Source organism: Streptomyces sp. NPDC006207 (assembly GCF_040613835.1).
In the GTDB taxonomy this organism is placed as follows: domain Bacteria; phylum Actinomycetota; class Actinomycetes; order Streptomycetales; family Streptomycetaceae; genus Actinacidiphila.
Map to the genome: position 1 here is coordinate 1 of NZ_JBEXSX010000096.1, position 20,267 is coordinate 20,267.

A 20,267-nucleotide genomic window follows, 5' to 3' on the forward strand; every position below is an offset into this window, starting at 1 on the left:
GAGAGGATCCTACCTGACCAGTGGCGGTGCTCCCGACCACCTCGTCCAGGAGCGCGGGGTCGTCGTCCATGCCACCCGCATCTTCACAACCTCCCAGCTGCGTACGAGTTCTTCATGCGCCACCGCGTACGGACTTATGCGATCAGCCGTCTGTTCGAACCGGCGGCCCGTCAGCGCCCTGGGCCGGGATGACGGCCTCGAGCTCCTGAAGCCTTCGGGGTCGCCGTCTCCCCGCCGCTTCTGCTGCGGTCTGCAGCAGGTGGGCGGGCAGCGTAAAAGCCAGCAGATCTGGGCGAGGTGCCGGGCGGCTGGTGTCGTGTACCAGCGGGTGCAGCCGCGGGACCGGCAGCGCGTCCAGCCCGGCCGGGGGAGTGCCACGTCAACTCGACACTTCCTCCCGTCGCCGGTCATCGCTGGCTGTGGCGGGGATGGCGTTGTCGATGAGGACGGCGGCGATGGCGGCGGCGGTGGGGAAGGCGTCGGCGTTGAGGACCCGGGTGCGGGCCGCGGCGCCGTCGATGAGCAGCGCGAGCTGCTCGCCGAGCTGTTCAGGGTCGGCGGCGCCGGCTTCGCGGGCGGTGTCGGCGAGCCGCGCGGCGACGGCTTTCTTGTAGTCGCGTGCGTACTGGGACGCGGGGTGCTGGGGGTCGTTCAGTTCGACGGAGGCGCCGATGTAGGGGCACAGGGGGGTGGTGGGGGGGATGTCGAAGGCGGCGAGGAGTCGCTCGCGGGGTGTGAGGTCAGTGCGGTCGAACACGCCGGACAGAACGGCGGGGTCGAACCGGCGCAGGTACTCGGCGACGAGTTCGTCCTTGCCGGTGAAGTGCTGGTAGGCCGTGCGCTTGGACACCTCAGCCACCGCACAAAGCTGGTCCATGCCGGTGCGGTTGATGCCCTGCTCGCGGAACAGCTGCTGGGACGCGCTGAGGATGCGCTCGCGGGCGCCCCGGCCGCGGCGGCGGCCCGTGGGGCCCTTCTCCAACTCCGTCATAGGCCCATGGTACCCGAACTGGGTAACGGCCGGTGTACATAGTTTGCGTCCCGGCCGCCCGCCCCGTACGGTAAGCACACAGGGCGGTGTACATAACACCGTCATCCCAGGTGCGCACGGCACCACCGACCCAAAGGGAACGACTATGGGAAAGCTCGACGGCAAGGTCGCGGTCATCACCGGCGGCACCACCGGCATGGCGCTGGCCGGCGCGAAGCTGTTCGTCGACGAGGGAGCGCACGTCTTCATCACCGGCCGCCGCCAGGACGCCCTGGACGAGGCCGTGAAGCAGATCGGCCGCAACGTCACCGGCGTCCAGGGCGACGCCGCCAACCTGGACGACCTGGACCGCCTGTACGACACCGTCAAGCGGGAGAAGGGCAGCCTTGACGTTCTGTGGGCCAGCGCGGGCGGGGGCGAGCCCGCCGCGCTCGGCGAGATCACCGAGGCCCAGTTCGACACCTGGTTCGGGCTCAACGCCCGCGGCACCCTGTTCACCGTTCAGAAGGCCCTTCCGCTCTTCAACGACGGCGGCTCCATCCTCATGACCGGCTCCAACGCCTCCCTCGGCGCCTTCCCCGGCTGGAGCGTCTACGCCGGCAGCAAGGCCGTCCAGCAGGCCTGGGCCCGCATCTGGCTCAACGAGCTCAAGGACCGCCGCATCCGCGTCAATGTCCTGACCCCCGGCCAGGTCGCCACCGCCAAGCAGGAAGAGCTCTTCGACGAGGCCACCAAGCGCCAGTTCGAGTCCCTCATCCCCCGCGGCCAGATGGGCCGCCCCGACGAGATCGCCACCGCCGCCCTCTTCCTCGCCTCCGACGACTCCAGCTACGTCAACGGCATGGAACTCGTCGCCGACGGCGGCACCACCGCCATCTGAACCGAACAACACACAATCAGGGCAGGACATCTCATGAGCAGCATCAGCATCATCGGCACCGGGAACATGGCCCGCACCATCGGCGCGCGGGCGATAGCGGGCGGCAACACCGTCGAGGTCATGGGCCGCAATCAGTCCAAGGCCGCCGACCTGGCCAAGGCTCTCGGCGGCGGCGCCACGACGGGAGAATGGGGGACCGCCCCGGCCGGGGACATCGTCATCGTGGCCCTGCTGTACGACGGTGTCGTGCCGGCCGTCGCCCAGTACGGAGACGCTCTCGCGGGCAAGGTCATCGTCGACATCAGCAACCCCTTCAATTCCACGTTCGACGGGCTAGCCCACCGCGAGGAGACCTCGAACGCGCAGGAAGTCGCCAAGGCCGCCCCGGCCAGCGCCAGTGTGGTGAAGGCGTTCAACACCGTCTTCCGTCATGTCCTGGAGAAGGGGCGGCCCGACGTCTTCCTCGCCGGCGATAACGCGCAGGCCAAGGCAAGTGTGGAGGCGTTCATCGAGAGCCTCGGGCTGCGCCCGCTGGACGTCGGCGGCCTGAAAATGGCGCACTGGCTGGAAGGAGCGGGCGTGGTCACGGTAGGCCTCGCCAACCACGGAGTGGGGAACCTGAACTTCGCCCTCAGCATCACCGAACTTCCCGCCTGAGCAAACGATTGACGGAGCCTTTTCGGAGCGGCTGCCGATCGGGGGACGGAGCCGGCGTGAGGGCGGGTGCGCGAACAGCAGCCGGACCGGTGATCTTGGCGACGGTTCAGGGCCCCCGTGTCCTGTTGCCGCCGGAACTCACCGCCATCGAGGAACAGGCGCCGCCGGCACTCACCGGTCCGGGCGGGATCCCGCGCCGCTGCGCTACGGCCACGCCGTACGGGCCCGGGCCGGCGCTGGCCGATGGCAACGCTTCTTCTGGACCCGCCCCTGGTTCGGGCTGGGCAAGCCCGTTCCCGGTGGGCTTGCCCATGCTGCAGGCTGGCGGGCGTGGCCAGGCTCCGGGGAGCCGCGACCGGCTCCTGGTGCTCCTGGCGGGTTGCTTGGACCGGGGGCTGGAGGGTGGGTTGCACGGTTGCGTGCAGGGGTGCACCGAGGGTGGCACCAAATCAGCCCCGGCGTCGCCGCCCGCAACGAGGCAGCCGCCGCGGCCAGACCCCCTCGCGCTCCCAGGGCAAGGCCTGCTCCCACCACCGGGCCACCACCGCATGCGCAAGCGCGAACACCCTCTCCGGCGGCCGTACGGGGAGCAGATGACGATCGTGGGCAGTGGCGGGGTCCACCTCGCTGATCGGTGTGCAGAGGACGGCGATCAGCTCCACGCCATCGCCCATGGGCACCCGTATCGTGCGTTGCACGGTGAACTCGTGGGGGCCTGGGGCGACTCCTTGGAGCTGCCTGGTCTGCAGCCGCCGGGACAGCAGCCGGCGGATACCGGTCATTGCTCGTCCTTCGATTCAGGCGCGGGGTGGGGGTGGCAGGGCCGGCCGTTGGGCGGTGACGGCGTCACGCAGCTGTTCCAGCGCCGGTAGCGCGGCTGCCAGGGCTCGACGGTCTGCGGCGGGCAGGGTCGCGGCCGCGTCGGCGACCAACGCGGCGCCGGCGCGGTCGAAGCGTTCGAAGGTTCTCGGCCCCGCGCGCTGCGGCCGGCAGCGCACGCCGCAGCCGTGGATGACGGCGGCCAGCCGTCCGGGGTCGAGGTCGCTCATCGGCCGTCGCTCGGCGGGGTCAGTGACGGGGGCTTGTTGAGCCCGTCCGGTTGAAGACGGCCGCCCGCTTGCAGGAGGCGGCAATGTGCCCCGCCGTCCGAGGCGGGTCCAGGTCGACAGGGACGCGTGCGGTGACCCACCACGGGGTCGGCCGTTCCAGTGGGACCGGCCCTTGTACGCATGGTGGAGCCGCACGGGTTTCATGCCGACCACCAGTGGCCGCAACTGCCGGTGTATCGGGGGCGGCCGCACCGGCTGCTGGTGGAAGCGGTGCACGAGGGGTTGGTTCCCCAAGCGTTCCTCACGGGGCATCAGCTCGCGCACACCACGGTGTCCGGCTGGGCCGCAGCATGTCCGTCGACGCCGGCACCGACGATCACGATCGACATCTGAACTCTCCCCACGTCGGGGACGTAGTTTTGGGACAAAACTACTTGCTGTCAAGGGACTCACGCATTCCGTCGGGAGCTTGCGGGCCACACCTCATGGCGGTGGACGACGAGGCGTTGCATTCCGGCGGCACCAAGATCCAGGCGCCGCGAACCGGCGAGGGTGCAACTGCAGGCTGCTGGTCGTCCACGCCGCCGTCGCACGGCGGGAGCAACTCCCTGACCGTCATTCAAAGTTTCGATGAACTTTCGAAAATTATTCATTGACTGCCGCTTCGGGCGGAGCGCATACTCTCGAGCGATCCGAAACCTCCCCGTGCGGAGACGACTCCGTACGGTCACCCCCGTCCACCTGGCACGTCCACACGAACATGCCTGGAGTTCGGAAAGCACAGGTGGCAGCGATCATCGCGGACGTGTGTGCACGTTCCCGACTCTCGCTGCTGCCACGGCCCGGCCTGCCGCTTGAACACCCAGATCAGCGTACGTGCAGGGCTTTCGACGTCCAACAGACCATTAATTTGCGCAACTTTTCGTAATGTGTCAATGACGACAGATCAGGAAGTCCCCACGATGACGAGGAAGACACGCAGCGCGATGGCTGCCGCGATCGGTTTGGGTATCGCGCTGGCTGCCACTGGTTGCGCCGGCAGCGGCGACACCGGCAGCAAGGGTGGTTCGTCCGGCGGCAAGGTCACTTTGAGCTTCTGGGAGAACGCGCAGCCCGGGCCTGGTGAGGAGTACTGGAAGGCCGCCGTGAAGGAGTACCACTCGCTGCATCCGAACGTCACGATCAAGATCCAGGCGATCCAGAACGAGGACTTCGACGGCAAGTTGCAGACCGCGCTCAACTCGGGCTCCGCGCCGGACATCTTCCTGCAGCGCGGTGGCGGCAAGATGCAGGCCATGGTCGACGCCGGTCAGCTTCAGGAGCTGAACCTCACCGCCACGGACAAGGCGAACGCGGGCGCGGCGGCGGTCGCGGCCAATTCGATCGACAGCAAGGTTTACGCCATGCCGACCGACACGCAGCCCGAGGGCATCTACTACAGCAAGGACCTGTTCGAGAGGGCCGGCATCACCGCGCCTCCGACGACGATGGACGAGCTCGAGGCCGATGTCGCGAAACTGAAGGCGATCAACGTCGCGCCGATCGCGGTCGGTGCCAAGGACGCCTGGCCGGCCGCGCACTGGTACTACAACTTCGCCCTGCGCGAGTGCAGCCAGGACACCATGACGAAGTCCGCCAAGTCGCTGAAGTTCGACGATCCGTGCTGGACCAAGGCCGGCGAGGACCTGGCGTCGTTCCTGAAGGTCAGCCCCTTCCAGAAGGGCTTCCTGACGACCTCGTCGCAGCAGGGCGCGGGGTCGTCGGCGGGCATGGTCGCGAACCACAAGGCGGCCATGGAGCTGATGGGCACCTGGGAGCCTGGTGTGTACGCCAGCCTGACCGCGGACAAGAAGCCGCTGCCCGACCTGGGCTGGTTCCCCTTCCCTGCCGTGGCCGGTGGCCAGGGCGATCCGACCGCCCTCATGGGCGGCGGCGGCGGATACTCACTGTCCAAGAACGCACCGAAGGAGGCCCTTGGCTTCCTCCAGTTCGTTGTGACCAAGGACCAGCAGAGGGCCTACGCCAAGGCCTTCTACGCGATCCCGGTGAACAAGGACGCCCAGGAGGTCGTCACCGACCCCTACAACATCTCAGCACTGCAGGCCTTCAACAAGGCCGCTTACTCCATGCAGTTCCTTGACACCGTGTACGGCCAGAACGTCGGCAACGCCATGAACACCGCCGTCGTGAATCTGCTGGCCGGCAAGGGCACCGCCGCCGACATCGTCAAGGACACCAACGCTGCCGCCGCGAAGGGCTGAGTAAGCACACGATGAGCAAGACCCTGGGTACTGACACGGCCACCGGCCGCCAGTCGCAGGGCACGCCCGGAGTCGGGGACGCGGCCAGGTCCGGGTCCCCGACTCCGCTGCGAGCGGCCGCGCGCCGCCGCGGGCGTGCCAGGATGCGACTCGAGATCGCGGTCCTGTCCGGGCCGGCGATCATCATGTTCCTGACGTTCGTGATCTTCCCGGTGGCGCTCGCCGCGTTCTACGGCTTCTACCGGTGGAAGGGCTACGGGGCGCCCACCGACTGGGTCGGCCTGAACAACTACAAGCTGATCCTCACCGACCCCGCGTTCCAGCAGGTTCTGTGGCACACCTTGCTGATTCTAGTGCTCTCGCTGGTCATCCAGGCACCGGTGGCGATCGTCCTCGCGCTCCTGCTCAACCAGAAGATCCGTGGCCGCTCGGCCATCCGCGTCCTGATCTTCGTGCCCTACGTCGTCTCCGAGGTCATCGTCGGCGCCGGCTGGAGTCTGATGCTCCAGACCAACGGCGCCCTCAACGACCTCCTGCAGCACATCGGCCTGGGCTCCCTGCAGTCCGACTGGCTCTCCGACCCGAAGCTGGCCATCTGGACGCTGATGGGCATCATCTCGTGGAAGTACATCGGCTTCGCGGTCATCCTCATGCTCGCCGGCCTGCAGTCGATACCCGATGAGCTCTTCGAGGCCGCCCAGATCGACGGCGCCTCCTACTGGCAGATCCAGCGCCGCATCACACTGCCGCTGATGGGGCCGACGATCCGCATCTGGGCGTTCTTGTCGATCATCGGCTCGCTGCAGCTGTTCGATCTCGTCTACATCATCTGGGGCCCCTACATCTCGAGCACCGCGGGCACCTCCACCATGGCGATCTACATGGTCGCCCAGGGCCGCAACGCGGGCAACTTCGGCTACGGCAGCGCCATCGCGGTCGTGATGTTCCTGATCTCGCTCATCGTCGCGCTGGTCTACCAGCGCTTCGTCCTGCGCCGCGACCTCAAGGGCGCCGTCACTGAAGGAGCCGCCCGATGAGCGCGACAACCGCCAACTCCTGGCTCTCCTCCGACGCGGACCCGAACACGCCCATGGGTCGTCGCGACAAGCGTGACAAGCTGCAAAAGTGGGGGAATCCCTTCACTTACTTCGTCGCGCTGCTCTTCATCGCGGTTTGCATCGCACCGGTGCTCTACATCGTGCTCGGCGGATTCCGCACCAACTCCCAGTTCACGACAAGCCCGGCCGCCCTGCCGCACCCCTGGGTGCTCACCAACTACGCCGACGTCCTGACGTCGAGGAGGTTCTGGGGCGAATTCGCCAATTCCGTCATCGTCGCGCTCGTGAGTACCGTCGGCATCGTGGTCCTCGGCCTGATGGTGAGCTTCGTGATAGCGCGCTACGACTTCAAGCTCAAGGGCGCGATGTATTCCCTGTTCGCCGCCGGCCTGATGTTCCCGATGGTCATCGCGATCACCCCGCTGTACATCGTCATCAAGAACATCGGCCTCGTCGACAACCTGTTCGGCATCATTGTCCCGCAGATCGCCTTCGGCCTGCCGACGACCGTCATTATCCTGGTGCCGTTCCTGCGAGCCATTCCCCACGAGATCGAGGAGGCCGCCGCGATCGACGGTGCGAGCCGACTAGGATTCTTCTTCCGCATGGTGATCCCGCTGTCGCTGCCCGGTGTGGTGACGGTCGGCATCCTCGCGTTCATCGGCAGCTGGAACAACTACGTCCTGCCGCTGTACGTCCTCAACTCGGACGCGAACTACACCCTTCCGCTCGGCGTCCAGGCGTTCTCCTCGCAGTACTCCCAGGACACTGCGAAGGTCCTCGCGTTCACCTCACTCGCCATGCTGCCCGCACTCGTCTTCTTCTCGATCTTCGAAAAGCGGATCGTCGGCGGACTCACCGGTGCCGTGAAGGGCTGAAACCGGCGCCAGGACCGCACCGGACCGTTTCACGCCTGCCCCTGCCGTGCCGCGGCAGGGGCAGGCCGCTGACCGGAGGCATCGCTCAGGCCGCGGCACGTCCGCGCCATCCCTTGGAAAGGACCATCGCATTGCCCCGCGCCCATATAGAGCTCGACAAGCAGGCCGTCATCGCTCCTGTCCGACGCCGCACCTTCGGCTCGTTCGTCGAGCACCTCGGCCGTTGCGTGTACACGGGGCTCTACGAGCCGGGACACCCGAGCGCGAACGACGACGGGTTCCGCATGGACGTCGTCGAACTCGTCAAGGAGCTCGGCAGCACGACCGTCCGCTACCCGGGCGGCAACTTCGTCTCCGGCTTCCGCTGGGAGGACTCGGTGGGCCCCCGCGAGAAGCGCCCGGTGCGCCGCGACCTCGCCTGGCACTCGCTCGAATCGAACCAGGTCGGCCTCGACGAGTTCGCCAAGTGGCTCAAGCTCACCGACTCCGAGCTGATGCTGGCGGTCAACGTCGCCACGCGAGGCATCCTGTCCGCCCTGGACCTGCTCGAATACGCCAACCACCCGTCGGGCACGGCGCTGTCCGACTTGCGCATCGCCAACGGCACACCGGACCCGCACAACGTGCGCATGTGGTGCCTCGGCAACGAAATGGACGGCCCGTGGCAGACCGGCTTCATGACGGCGGACGACTACGGCAAGACCGCCGCCCGCACCGCCGCCGCGATGAAGATGGCCGACAAGGACCTCGAACTCGTCGTCTGCGGCTCCTCCGGGTCCGGCATGCCGACGTTCGGCGACTGGGAGCGCACGGTGCTCGAGCACGCTTACGACCATGTCGACTACGTCTCGTGCCACGCGTACTACCAGGAGCACGACGGCGACCTCGGCTCCTTCCTCGCCTCGGCGATGGACATGGACTACTTCATCGACACCGTCGTCGCGACCGCCGACCACGTGGGGAACAAGAGACGCTCGAACAAGAAGATCAACATCTCCTTCGACGAGTGGAACATCTGGTACCTCAAGGAGCACCAGGAGTCCCAGGAGCTCAACCACGAGTGGCGCCACGCCCCTCGGCAACTCGAGGACGTGTACACGGTGGCGGATGCCGTAGTCGTCGGCAACCTCCTGATGACGCTCCTCAAGCGCAGCGACCGCGTCACCTCGGCATCGCTCGCGCAGCTCGTCAACGTGATCGCGCCGATCATGACCGAGCCCGGCGGCCCGGCCTGGCGGCAGACGATCTTCTACCCGTTCTCGATCACGAGTCGAATCGCTTCCGGCGAGGTGATCCGGCCCGTGGTCGAGGCGCCGGCGTACACAACGGCACGCCACGGCGAGGCATCCGTCATCGACGCCGTCGCAACCGTCGACGAGGACCGGGCCGCGGTCTTCCTCGTCAACCGCGACCTGCAAGAGGCCGCGCAGGTCACGGTCGATGTGCGCAGCCTCGGCTCATCGCAGATCGGCGAGGCGGTCACGGTCGCCGACTCCGACGTGTACGCGAAGAACACACTCGCCGAGCAGCACCGGGTGACCCCGTCCGCGAACAAGAGCGCGACACTCGCCGACGGCGTGCTCACGATCGAGCTGCCGCCGGTGTCGTGGACGGCGATCGCCCTTCGCTGAGCGACGACATGAAGCAGATCTGGCGCCGTGCTCGGCCTGAACTCGCGACGGTGCTCGACGATGTGAAGGGACCACATTCTGTGCGTACGTACGACAACCCCGTGATCAGGGGGTTCCACCCCGATCCGAGCGTGTGCCGGGTCGGCGACGACTACTACCTGGTGTGCTCCAGCTTCGAGTACTTCCCCGGGCTGCCGATCTTCCACAGCAAGGACCTCGTGCACTGGGAACAGATCGGCAATGTGCTCGACCGGCCCGAGCAACTGCCGCTGCCTCTCCCTGGCGCCAAGGCGTCCGGCGGCCTCTACGCCCCCACGATCCGCCATCACGACGGCCGTTACTGGGTCATCAACACCAATGTCGACGGCGGCGGCAACTTCGTCGTCTCGGCCGAGCGGCCCGAGGGGCCGTGGAGCGACCCGGTGTGGATCGACCTGCACGGGATCGACCCCGACCTGGCGTGGGAGGAGGACGGCACCTGCTGGTGCGCTTTCTCGGGGCCCGCAGGCGGCATCAACATGGCCAGGATCGACCCGGTCAAGGGGGAGGTGCTGGAGGGGCCGTTCGCCACGTGGTCGGGCAGCGGCCTCAAGTACCCCGAGGCGCCGCACCTCTACCGCATCGGCGACTGGTGGTACCTGCTGATCGCGGAAGGCGGCACCGAACGCGGCCACAGTGTGTCCATCGCCCGCGGCCGCTCGCCGCGCGGCCCCTGGGAAGGCGCACCCGCCAACCCCCTGCTGTCCCACAGCGGTACCGCCCGCTCCATCCAGAACACCGGCCACGCCGATCTGGTGCAGGCTCCCGACGGCAGTTGGTGGATGGTGCTGCTCGGCGTCCGGCCCCGCGGCTTCACGCCCGACGTGCACGTGCTCGGCCGCGAGACGTTCCTGACCCCCGTGGAGTGGGACGAGGACGGCTGGCCCGTTGTCGCGCCTGTTCCGGAGAGCCACGCGGCCCCGGGCGGTGCCTGGCACCCCGTTCCGGCCCTGCCCGCCCGCGACGACTTCGACGAGTCCGCTCTCGCGCCGTACTGGGTCTCGCCGTTCACCCGCCCGGAGGGCTCCTGGTCGCTCAACGAGCGCCCTGGCTGGCTGACCCTCAGTGCCACCGGCGCCACCCTCGACCGCCCTGGGTACACCTTCGTCGGGCGCCGCCAGCAGCACCACGACTGCCGCGTCACCGCTGTGATCGACCCGGGTACGGGACGCGGCGGCCTCAGCGTGCGCCTGGACGAGGCCCACCACTACGCACTGGAGGTCGGGAACGGAGAGGCCGGCGTCGTCGCCCGGATCGGCCCGCTGCGCCAGACCGTGGCCCGCCGACCGGTCCCGTCCGGGCCGCTGACCCTTACCGTCGTGATCCGGACGTCCGGCCTTGTGCCCGCGTCGCCCGAACTCACCGACGGCGGGACCACCGGCCCTGACACCATCGCCTTCTGGCTCGGCGATCCCGACGCCGCGGACGCCCAGCCACTCGTCGAACTGGACGGGCGCTACCTGTCCACCGAGGTCGCCTGCGGCTTCACCGGTCGCGTCATCGGCATGTACGCCACCGAGGGCGTGGTTGCCTTCGACTGGTTCGAATACGCCCTGGTCCACGTGCCCTCCGCTTGACGCTCGGCGTTCGGTCGCGTGCGGTACCCGCGTCCGTGTGGGTGCGGCACGCGGCATGCCGCGAGACCGCGCCGTCAAACCGCCTCGAAGCCCTTGTCCACGACCGCTCAAGTGCCCGCCATTGCCGACCCGCCGTCCTGGACGGCCTCCCCCCTGGATAGCCTGTCCTCATGTCCCCCCGACCCGTCGGATCGCGCCCGACATTGTCATTGGTCGCCGAGACCGCTGGCACGAGCGTGCCCACCGTGTCCAAGGTGCTGCGAGGCGGAACCGACGTCTCGGCCGAGACGCGCGCGAGGGTCATGGAAGCCGTGCGAGCCGTCGGCTACACCCGCCGGGGCGGAGCCAAGAACGAAAGCGTGCGGGACGAGAGCGGCTTGTCCAACGTGCTCACACTCGTGGTCACCCACTTCGAGGGGTCGTGGGCGAATCTGGTGATAGCCGGGGTGGGGCGCGAGGCGGCAACAGCGGGACTGGATGTCGTGCTGACGCTCGCCGAGCCGCACAGCGACTGGGTGTCGCGGGTCTTGAGAAGGCGCAGCGTCGGCACCATCGGGACGCTGGTCGATCCCAACTCTCGGCAGTTCAACGCGCTCTTTGCCGCAGGCGTCCCCGTGGTCCTGATCGACCCGATGAGTACGCCGCCATCGGGGGTGGCAAGCATCGGCGTGGCGAACTGGGACGGCGGCCGCATGGCCGCCGAGCACCTCCTGTCTCTGGGCCACGAGCGAATGGGGGTTGTTGCCGGCCACGCCCGTCATCTCTTCAGCCGAGCGCGCGTCGACGGTTTCCGTGCGGTAGCCGACACAGCACCCGGCGGTGCCACGGTGTCCGTGGCCTACGGCGGATGGAATCGTGTCAAGGCCGTGGCCGCCACCCACACCCTGCTCGACAGGCACCCGGGGATCACGGGAATCTTCGCCTGCTCGGACCCCATGGCGCTCGGCATCTACGACGCACTGAATGCTCGAGGCCTGCGCATTCCCGAGGATGTCAGTGTCATCGGCTTCGACGACCTGCCCGAGGCATACTGCGTCAGCCCCGGGCTGACGACCATCAGGCAGCCCAGCACCGAATTGGGTGCCGCAGCGGTCAAGCTCCTGATCGAGCTTTCCCGGAGCGTAGACGGCGGCATCCGACGCCCCGCACGCATGGAGTTGGCCACCGAGCTGGTCCTGCGCGCCTCCACCGGGCCCGCCTCGGTAACCGCAACGCCACGCCGATGACGCCGGCGGGCCTGTGCCGGCCTGTGTCATCGGCAGACGCCGCAGAACACGGCGAGGGCCACCGGGAAGATCACGAGCGTGCCCTGCGACTGGCGGCCGGTGGCCGTGTCAGTACCCAGGGTCTTGCTCATCGTGTGCTTACTCAGCCCTTCGCGGCGGCAGCGTTGGTGTCCTTGACGATGTCGGCGGCGGTGCCCTTGCCGGCCAGCAGGTTCACGACGGCGGTGTTCATGGCGTTGCCGACGTTCTGGCCGTACACGGTGTCAAGGAACTGCATGGAGTGAGCGGCCTTGTTGAAGGCCTGCAGTGCCGAGATGTTGTAGGGGTCGGTGTGACGACCTCCTGGGCGTCCTTGTTCACCGGGATCGTGTAGAAGGCCTTGGCGTAGGCCTTCTGCTGGTCCTTGGTCACAACGAACTGGAGGAAGCCAAGGGCCTCCTTCGGTGATGCAGCGAGTGGTACTCCTTCACGGCGGCCTTCCAGTACCCCTCACCAGGCCCGGGCTGCGCGTTCTCCCAGAAGCTCAAAGTGACCTTGCCGCCGGACGAACCACCCTTGCTGCCGGTGTCGCCTCTGCCGGCGCGACCAGTGGCAGCCAGCGCGATACCCAAACCGATCGCGGCAGCTGTCGCGCTGCGTGTCTTCCTCGTCATCGTGGGGACTTCCTGATGTGTCGTCAACACCGCGAGCGCGAAAAAGTTGCGCAAAGTAATGGCCATCCATGAAGATGAAGCAATGTCTACCGCTTGAAATGAGCAGGCGACCACCCGTGGTTTGCGCAGGTTGCGCAATCGTTACCGATGCGGCAGACATGACTCACGATCGTGCACCTGGGGTTGAGCGGCTCGCCTCGAGCACATCACGTAGTGCCGGTTCCGCGAGAACTCGATGTCTTGACACCGTTTTCCCCGGCTTCCTAGGGTGCGTAGTACGTCGGACATCAGCACAACTGACGTACCTGCCTGCCCGTCGCGCGGCAGCCCGCACCGCAGCAAAGGAACCGCCACCATGCGGATCGTCATCCCCAGTGAGTCGACAACTCAGCTCTCCGAGGCCTGGCGCCACTGCGTCGGTACGGGTCGGCTCGACCTCGCGCTGCGGCGTGACTACCAGGACTCGCTCGACCTCGTACAGAAGGAGATCGGTTTCCGGTACATCCGGGGGCACGGCCTGCTCAGTGACGGGATGGGCATCCACCGGCCTTACGACTACGCCGGCGAGCGGCGCGTGCGCCACGCCTTCACATACGTCGACCAGGTGGTCGACGCCTACCTGGAGATGGGCATCGCGCCCTTCCTGGAACTTGGCTTCATGCCGTCCGGGCTCGCCTCTGGCGACGACACCGTGTTCTGGTGGAAGGGCAACATCACCCCTCCTCGCGACGAGAAGGAGTGGGCGGACCTCGTCCGCGCCGTCATCGGGCACCTGGTCGACCGCTACGGCATCGACCAGGTGCGCGGGTGGCCGATCGAGGTGTGGAACGAGCCCAACCTGCCGATTTTCTGGGCCGCGGACCAAGACGCGTACCACCGCCTCTATGAGGTGACCTCGCTGGCCGTCAAGGAGGTGGACGCCGAACTCCAGGTCGGCGGACCCTCCCTGGCACCGGGTTACGAGGACGAGTGGATCCAGCGCTTCGCCGAGTTCGTCGAGACCCGCGACGTGCCGATCGACTTCGTGAGCCGCCACGCCTACACCTCCGGCCCCGAGCAGCACGTGCCGTTCGGTGCGCACCAGACGCTCATGCCGGCGTCGGCGCTGCTGGAGCAGTTCGGCGCCCCGCGGCGACAGCTGGCGGGCACCAAGCTCGCGGACCTGCCGGTCCACATCACCGAGTTCAACTCCTCCTACCGGCCGGACAACCCGATCCACGACACCGCGTTCCACGCGGCGTACCTCGCACCGGTGTTGGCCAGCGGCGGCGATGTTGCCGACTCCTTCTCCTACTGGACGTTCAGCGACGTCTTCGAGGAGGTGGGTATCCCCACCGCGCCGTTCCATGGCGGCTTCGGACTCCTGACTCACCGTCAGATCAAGAAGCCCACCTACCACCTGTACACGTTCATGGCCGAGATGGGCGAGCAGGTGCTCGCCCGAGGTGAGGACCACCTGGTGACGCGGCACGGCGACGGCCGCGTCACCGTGCTGGCCTGGGCTCCGGCCGACCAGACCGGCGGCGAGACCGTCGACGGCCACACCGTCCAGCTGTCTCTGCCCGTCGGCGCCCACGACGCGCACGGCTCCGCCTTCGCGCGCCGCCGCTCCGTGAGCGAGGACGCCGGTAATCCCTGGGCCGCCTGGTGCGAGATGGGGCGGCCGCTCGCGCCCGTCAACCGCCAGCTCGACGCCCTTCGTGAGGCCGCCGAACCCGCCCGCTCGCACCGGAGCGTGCCCGTCGCCGGCGGGCGCGCCGACGTGGACCTCGTCCTCGGTCGCAACGAGGTGACGCTGCTGGAGCTCACGCCGGTCGTCGACGAGACGCCGGAGTGGTGGAGCGACAACCGGCTGTTCGGCCTCGGCACCGCTGGCATTGGCGGTGGGCGGGGCTGTCGTGGACTTTGACGGCGGTCGCTGTTTCGTTGATGTCGATATCGCGGATGAGCCCGAGCTGGCCGATGTGCGCTCCGGTGACCGCCTGGATGGTCATCGCTGTCGCGTGGAGGGGATGTGCCACCGTGTTCAGCCGGGCGGCGAGGACGTCTGCTGATGTGTGTTCACGCCCGCGCGCGGACGGTGCGCCGCTCGTTGTCGAGGCGAGCACGGAGGCGCCCTGGCACTGGGCCCGTTTCGGGCGGTCGGCCACTGGAAAACGGCCATCGGAGCGTCTCCTTCCGCCCGACGGCGGACGACCTCGTGCCGTTCTTCACCAGCCCGGAGCATGCTCCGGAGACTCGGATGCGCGGTCTCGCCCGCGCCTTCGAGCGTTCTGGGAGGGCGATGTCGACACGGCCCTGGCCCTGGCGCTGCCGCGCCTCGAAGGCACGCTGCGCCGCCGACTTCAGGCAGCCGACATCGCGGTGATCACACACGCAAAAGGGGAGACCATCGGACAGGTCCAGCAGCTTGGCCCCCTCCTCGACAAGCTGGATGAACTCGGCTTCCCCGAGCCGTGGCCTCTCGTCCTCCGGACGGTGCTGGGCAACGCCGACGGGCAGATGAACCTCCGCAACAGCGTCCTGCACGACCTGGTCGACACGCCTTTCCGGCACCGGGCAGCGCTCGTGCTCCAGATCGCATTGGCCGTGCTCCTCCTCTGGGAGGAGCCACCTGCCCGGACGGGGTCTGCCGACAGCGGCACGCGGATGCCCTTGCCGTGGAACGCCGCCACCGATCAGCGCCTGCCGTTCCCCGTGCCCGACCCCCGGGCCCACCACTTCGGCAACCAGTACGCCGACATGCACGACGTCGTCGCCGGCTTGACGGTGCCCTCCGGTATCCCGCAGTCCGCGGCAACGGTGCTGCACACCTCCCGCGAGCTCCTGCGCCACTCCTACTTCTGCTACGAGTTCTCCACCGTGGCCCTCCTGCACGCCCTGATCGCGATGGAGATCGTCCTCCGGGCCGAGGTCCCTGACTCCGGCACGAAGCCGCTCCACGCCCTCATCAAGCAGGGGGGGGAGAGTGGCCTCCTGACCGATCGGCAGACGGAGTTCCTCCACGAGGGGCGCAAGCTGCGCAACCGTATCGCCCACGGCCAGATGGCTCATTCCGTCATGCCCCCACGCTGGGGGGGGGCCGGAATGCTCACTACGTCCTTCACCTTGATCAGCGAGGTATGGGCGGCCCAGCCGACGCCACCGGCCACAACTGACACAGATGAGGGCACAGGTATCTGAGATCCACGAACTCGTCGCGGGGCCTGGTTCCTCCGGCGGGGAGCCGTCTGTGGTGGGGCAGCGCCTGCACGTCGTTCTGGATGCGGAGCGGGTGGTGGACGACCTGCGCCGCTACTTCGGGATCGGCCTGTCCCCGGGTGCCCGGCGCGTTCACGGGGGCCGGTTCGAGCACCTTTGAGGTGGAGAAGGCTGCGATGATCAGGATCGCGCCGAGGTCGTCTACGACAGCCAGGGTGAGCAGGAACGCGCGCAGCGCGGCCGGCAGGTGTATGGACAGGACGGCCAGGACCGCGAGCGCGAAGGCGATGTCGGTTGCCATCGGTACCGCCCAGCCGCCGTCCAGACTCCCGCCGCCCGCGGTGGCGGTGACGGCGTAGAGGACGGCTGGTGCGGCCCTGCCTCACACGGCGGCGATGATGGGCAGGGCGGCGGACAGCGCCGTGAGCGCGTTGACGACGGCAACGGTGCCGAGCGCGAGCAGCAGCTGGCTACCGTGTTGGACGCCCCTCTGTACAGCGGTTGCGCGGCCGGCTAGGCCGGGACGGATTCTGGCGAGCGCGGTGTCGGGTACCTCCTGCAGCCAAGCTGCAGAAGGGATCTGATGAGTTCAGCAGCCGGATGCTGGTGTGCTGGCCGCATGCGCCGGTCCGGTGCGGTGTGGGCGGGTGTGGAGAGGCTCCGGCTGGAGGCGGTGCCCCATGAAGTGCATTCTGTGTGCCAGCAGTTGAAGAAGCCGCTGCTGCCGGCGGGTGGTGCAGACCCCGGGCGACCTGTTCACGCTGGCGGGCGTGGAGGTGCCGCGGTGCGCGGGCGACCTGCCGATACGAAGACGGGCCTCCTTCTTGCCTGCCGGGTGAACAGCCAGGCCGTGCAGGGAAGGAGATCCAATGGCATTTCGCGCGTCCCGATCCGGACGGTGGATCCGCGTCTGGTGCTCGACGCCGCGGAGCGACTCTCAGCGCACCTTGGACTCCACGAAGGCCGCGAGCTGCCCGAGGGTGTCAAAGGTCTGACAGATGATCTCGTCGATCTCGATCTCGATCTCGAACCGTTTCCGCAATGCGACGATGAGCTTGACGACGGTGAGCGAGTCGATTTCGGGAAGATTGCCGTATAGTCCCGTCTCCGGCTCGAGGTCATCGGCCAGGTCCTCGATGTCCAGCGTCACCACCACGACGGCCTTGACGTCCTCGAAAATCGCCTGCGAGATCTCTGGCGAGCGAGTCATGCTGGCTTCTCCTCATCGGCCGTGCAGACCCGGCGGCCTGCGGGGAAGACCGGAGTGGGACCGGGGCGTTCAGCGAGCGACCCGACCGGGAGGCTGCCGATGTGGAGCATGCCGTCGGCGATCGCGGACCGGCTGATCGTGGGGGTGCGCGTAGGCGCCTGCGGTCACGCGGGCTCCCGAGTGCGGGAGGCGGTGAGCTCGTGGCGAAGAAGTGCCCGATCGAACTTGCCGTTCGGCGATCGGGGCAGGAGACTCCGGGCCACCACATCGGCAGGCACCATGTAGCCGGGTAGTTCCTGCCGCAGGCGTGCGGTCATCGCGGCCGGGTCGAAGCCGGCGGGGTCGCAGGGTGTCACGACCAGGACGATCCGGTGGCCAAGTGCCTCGTCCTCGAGGCCGAGTGCGACGGCATCGTGGACCAGGCCGGTCTCGTACGCCACTTCCTCGATCTCCTGCGGGCTGACCCGGTATCCCGACGTCTTGATCATGTCGTCGCGCCGTCCGACGAAGTACAGGAAGCCCTCCTCGTCGCGGACGACGACGTCGCCGGACCAGACCGCCAGCTCGGGCGTACACAGCTCGACCGGGCGGTTCGGCGGCGGCCGGAACCTCTCGGCCGTGCGTTCTGCGTCATTCCAATAGCCCAACGCGACGAGCGGACCTCGGTGCACCAGCTCACCCGGCTCTCCCGGACCGCACAGGCCGCCGTCCTCCCGGACCACGAGGATCTCGGCGTTCGGGATGGCCTTGCCGATGGAATCGGGTCGCCGGTCGACCTCCCGGGGATCGAGGTAGGTGGAACGGAACGCCTCTGTGAGGCCGTACATCAGGTATGGCGTTGCGTTCGGGAACATCGTTCGCAGTTGTTGCAGGGTAACGCGCGGCAGCCGCCCCCCGGTGTTTGCGAAGTAGCGCACCCCGGTCACGGCCTCGGACGGCCACGTCTGGGCTGCCAGCTGGATCCACAGCGGCGGTACGCCCACCAGCCCGGTGATGCGGTGTTCCACACACGGCCGGATGACGTCACCCGGCAGCAGGTAGTTGGCGAGCACCACATGGGCACCGACGCAGAAGCCGGTCGTCAATTGACTCAGTCCGGCGTCGAAGCTCAGTGGGAGGACGGCCAGGATTCGGTCCTCTGCCGTGTTGTTCAGGAAAGCGCTGACGCTCTCCGCGCCGGCGACGAGGTTGCGGTGCGACAGCACGACGCCCTTCGGGGGCCCGGTGCTCCCCGACGTGTAGAGGATCGCGGCCACATCCGTGTCGACGCCGCCCGTCGCAGGACACGCGGACTGGCTCGGGGGCTCGGCGACCTTCGACCAGGGGAGCACGCGGTAAGGGGCTTCCGCGTCATCGGCAAGCGAGTCGCCCAGGACGAGGACGTGGGAGAGTGACTTGCAGGCGGCGAGTTGGGCGCGCAGGGTGTGCAGCCGGTCTGTGGAGGTCACCAGTACGCGCACGGTGCAGTCGTCGAGGATGTGCCTCACTTGCCCGGCCCGCAGCACGGGATTCACCGGGACGAACACGCCACCGGCCCGCGAGCAGGCGAGCATTGCCACGACGGTCTCGATCTTCTTTTCGAGGAAGACCGCGACGCGCTCGCCACTATTGAGGCCGAGGTCGCTTAGGCCGCTGGCCGCGAGCTCCGTCCGCTCGTGCAGATCGGTGTAGGAGATCGTGGTCGTCCGTGCGGTCAGGGCGGGCGCGCGGGGGTTGCGTTGGGCGGACCTCGCAACGAGGTCCGGCAATCGGTTGATCATTTCGGCGGTTTCTTTCTCTCACTTTTGCCTGGCAGCCGAGGATCCCAGACCTCTGCCCTGCGCTGGCTGGTCTCCGAAGGCAGGGCCGGGATCGCCTGGGTGCTGGGCGCGGGGGGTTCGACGGCTCGCGCGGTGGACGTGGGCACCGGAAATGACCGCGAACGGTCGCACGGGGGACGTGGTCATCCGGCGTTCACCTTGACGGTCGGCGAGCAGTCGGCCAGGCGTACCGGGTCGACCATCCCGACCAGGACCTCACGCGGTCCGGTGAAGGGCTCCCTGCTGTGTGCGCTGCGGATGTTGTCGACGAGCATCAGATCGCCCGCCTGCCAGGGCTCCCGCATGGTGTTGGCCTTGTACGTCTCGTTGAGCAGCTGCACGACGTCCTCGCCTATCGGGTCGCCGCCCCCGAAACGGGTGGTGAACGGCAGCCCCTCGGCGCCGTAGGTGTCGATGAGGAACTCGTGCACCTCGGGGTCGAGCGTCCATTCGTTGAGGAAGGCGATCTGGTTGAACCAGCAGCGCTGACCGGTGACCGGGTGCCGCACCACCGCGCTGCGGCGCTGCCAGGTGCGCAACCCTCCATCGGATCGCCACTCGAACTCGATGGCGTTGGCGTGGCAGTAGCTCTCGACCGCGTCACGGTCCTCGGTGCCGAACGACTCGGCGATCGACGTCCCGATCTCCTCGTTGTAGTTGCGGACGAGCATCCAGCCCTCCCGCTCGAGCCGTTCGACGAGGTCGCCGGGCAGCGCGTCGAGCGTGGCCGTCGAGTCCGCCACACCGGTCGCCCCGCCCTCGATGGGTGCGGACAGGCACGCGAAGAGCATCAGGCCGGGAAACTCGAGCCGGTAGCTCAGCTCGTGGTGCAGGCACATCGGCTGGCTCGGCGGCCACTTCGAGGAGGAGTACACGCCCTCGGCGTAGGCCTGCCGGGAGGCGAAGGCCTCTCTTTCGGTCATCAGACCTGTGCGCGCCAGTTGGTGGAAGACGGCGACGGTCTCGGCCGCGTCGCGCAGCCCGAGGCCGCGGATCAGGATCGATCCGTGCTCGGCCACCATCGCGCGCAGCGCCGCGCGGTTCTCGGCTGCCCAGCGCACCGCGTCGTCGGCGGGCTTGGTGTGCAGGATCGGCGGCTTGCCGGGTTGCAGGTCCACCTCGGGCAGCGCTGTCTGGGAAGAGATCGACATCTCATT

Annotated in this window: 20 protein-coding genes and 1 pseudogene; 12 read left to right on the top strand and 9 right to left on the bottom strand. The window is 68.0% G+C overall.

The window, feature by feature from the left end:
* Positions 1-379: 379 nt before the first annotated feature.
* Positions 380-991 carry a TetR/AcrR family transcriptional regulator gene (locus ABZ312_RS41985; RefSeq protein WP_500328758.1) on the bottom strand — a complete coding sequence of 204 codons (612 nt, stop codon included), beginning with the start codon at positions 989-991 and terminating at the stop codon, positions 380-382.
* Positions 992-1,136: 145 nt separating this feature from the next.
* On the opposite strand from ABZ312_RS41985, the gene ABZ312_RS41990 reads away from it, so the two are divergent.
* Positions 1,137-1,871, top strand: coding sequence for an SDR family NAD(P)-dependent oxidoreductase (locus tag ABZ312_RS41990; RefSeq protein ID WP_500328759.1), 735 nt, complete (start codon positions 1,137-1,139; stop codon positions 1,869-1,871).
* Between the two features lie 33 nt (positions 1,872-1,904).
* Positions 1,905-2,528 carry an NADPH-dependent F420 reductase gene (locus ABZ312_RS41995; protein WP_500328760.1) on the top strand — a complete coding sequence of 208 codons (624 nt, stop codon included), beginning with the start codon at positions 1,905-1,907 and terminating at the stop codon, positions 2,526-2,528.
* Positions 2,529-2,977: 449 nt separating this feature from the next.
* Here ABZ312_RS41995 and ABZ312_RS42000 read toward each other — a convergent pair whose 3' ends face one another.
* Together ABZ312_RS42000 and ABZ312_RS42005 are read right to left on the bottom strand one after the other, a co-directional pair.
* A complete protein-coding gene (locus ABZ312_RS42000; RefSeq protein WP_500357251.1) occupies positions 2,978-3,310 on the bottom strand; it encodes a hypothetical protein in 333 nt (110 codons plus the stop codon).
* A gap of 15 nt (positions 3,311-3,325) precedes the next feature.
* On the bottom strand, positions 3,326-3,577 hold the full coding sequence (locus ABZ312_RS42005) for a hypothetical protein (protein ID WP_500357250.1): 252 nt from the start codon (positions 3,575-3,577) through the stop codon (positions 3,326-3,328).
* Positions 3,578-3,757: 180 nt separating this feature from the next.
* On the opposite strand from ABZ312_RS42005, the gene ABZ312_RS42010 reads away from it, so the two are divergent.
* From ABZ312_RS42010 to ABZ312_RS42045, 8 genes are all read left to right on the top strand, one after another.
* Positions 3,758-3,970 carry a hypothetical protein gene (locus ABZ312_RS42010; RefSeq protein WP_500357249.1) on the top strand — a complete coding sequence of 71 codons (213 nt, stop codon included), beginning with the start codon at positions 3,758-3,760 and terminating at the stop codon, positions 3,968-3,970.
* A 92-nt stretch (positions 3,971-4,062) separates the two neighbouring features.
* Positions 4,063-4,233 (top strand): hypothetical protein, encoded by a 171-nt coding sequence (locus ABZ312_RS42015; protein ID WP_500439981.1) that lies wholly within the window; start codon positions 4,063-4,065, stop codon positions 4,231-4,233.
* A gap of 330 nt (positions 4,234-4,563) precedes the next feature.
* Positions 4,564-5,838: an extracellular solute-binding protein gene (locus ABZ312_RS42020; protein WP_500439982.1), complete on the top strand. Its 1,275-nt coding sequence runs from the start codon at positions 4,564-4,566 to the stop codon at positions 5,836-5,838.
* 11 nt (positions 5,839-5,849) lie between these two features.
* Positions 5,850-6,875 (top strand): carbohydrate ABC transporter permease, encoded by a 1,026-nt coding sequence (locus ABZ312_RS42025; protein ID WP_500439983.1) that lies wholly within the window; start codon positions 5,850-5,852, stop codon positions 6,873-6,875.
* Positions 6,872-7,774, top strand: a complete 903-nt coding sequence (locus ABZ312_RS42030; RefSeq protein WP_500328766.1) for a carbohydrate ABC transporter permease — start codon at positions 6,872-6,874, stop codon at positions 7,772-7,774. Before ABZ312_RS42025 ends, ABZ312_RS42030 begins: the two co-directional genes overlap by 4 nt.
* A 131-nt stretch (positions 7,775-7,905) precedes the next feature.
* A complete protein-coding gene (gene arfA, locus ABZ312_RS42035; RefSeq protein WP_500328767.1) occupies positions 7,906-9,405 on the top strand; it encodes an arabinosylfuranosidase ArfA in 1,500 nt (499 codons plus the stop codon).
* An 80-nt stretch (positions 9,406-9,485) separates the two neighbouring features.
* Positions 9,486-11,021 (top strand): glycoside hydrolase family 43 protein, encoded by a 1,536-nt coding sequence (locus tag ABZ312_RS42040; protein ID WP_500357244.1) that lies wholly within the window; start codon positions 9,486-9,488, stop codon positions 11,019-11,021.
* Positions 11,022-11,191: 170 nt separating this feature from the next.
* On the top strand, positions 11,192-12,247 hold the full coding sequence (locus tag ABZ312_RS42045; RefSeq protein WP_500439984.1) for a LacI family DNA-binding transcriptional regulator: 1,056 nt from the start codon (positions 11,192-11,194) through the stop codon (positions 12,245-12,247).
* A 142-nt stretch (positions 12,248-12,389) separates the two neighbouring features.
* Here the strand turns inward: ABZ312_RS42045 and ABZ312_RS42050 are convergent, their stop codons facing one another.
* Together ABZ312_RS42050 and ABZ312_RS42055 are read right to left on the bottom strand one after the other, a co-directional pair.
* Positions 12,390-12,524, bottom strand: coding sequence for a hypothetical protein (locus tag ABZ312_RS42050; RefSeq protein WP_500328770.1), 135 nt, complete (start codon positions 12,522-12,524; stop codon positions 12,390-12,392).
* A 130-nt stretch (positions 12,525-12,654) separates the two neighbouring features.
* Positions 12,655-12,966 (bottom strand): hypothetical protein, encoded by a 312-nt coding sequence (locus ABZ312_RS42055; RefSeq protein WP_500439985.1) that lies wholly within the window; start codon positions 12,964-12,966, stop codon positions 12,655-12,657.
* Between the two features lie 289 nt (positions 12,967-13,255).
* On the opposite strand from ABZ312_RS42055, the gene ABZ312_RS42060 reads away from it, so the two are divergent.
* Positions 13,256-14,809, top strand: coding sequence for a GH39 family glycosyl hydrolase (locus tag ABZ312_RS42060; protein ID WP_500439986.1), 1,554 nt, complete (start codon positions 13,256-13,258; stop codon positions 14,807-14,809).
* Between the two features lie 455 nt (positions 14,810-15,264).
* Positions 15,265-16,083 (top strand): hypothetical protein, encoded by an 819-nt coding sequence (locus ABZ312_RS42065; protein WP_500439987.1) that lies wholly within the window; start codon positions 15,265-15,267, stop codon positions 16,081-16,083.
* Between the two features lie 175 nt (positions 16,084-16,258).
* On the opposite strand, the pseudogene ABZ312_RS42070 reads toward ABZ312_RS42065, so the two are convergent.
* The 4 genes and pseudogenes from ABZ312_RS42070 to ABZ312_RS42085 all read right to left on the bottom strand — a co-directional run.
* Positions 16,259-16,516 (bottom strand): annotated as a pseudogene (locus tag ABZ312_RS42070) (Na+/H+ antiporter NhaA); the annotation flags it as partial.
* A gap of 522 nt (positions 16,517-17,038) precedes the next feature.
* Entirely contained in the window at positions 17,039-17,311 is a 273-nt protein-coding gene (locus ABZ312_RS42075) for an acyl carrier protein (protein WP_500328774.1), read from the bottom strand.
* A gap of 164 nt (positions 17,312-17,475) precedes the next feature.
* The gene (locus tag ABZ312_RS42080; protein ID WP_500439988.1) at positions 17,476-19,071 is read right to left on the bottom strand and encodes an acyl-CoA ligase (AMP-forming), exosortase A system-associated; all 1,596 of its coding nucleotides are present in this window, start codon (positions 19,069-19,071) and stop codon (positions 17,476-17,478) included.
* 182 nt (positions 19,072-19,253) lie between these two features.
* Complete coding sequence (locus ABZ312_RS42085) at positions 19,254-20,261, bottom strand: TauD/TfdA family dioxygenase (RefSeq protein ID WP_500357235.1); 1,008 nt, start codon at positions 20,259-20,261, stop codon at positions 19,254-19,256.
* Positions 20,262-20,267: the final 6 nt, after the last annotated feature.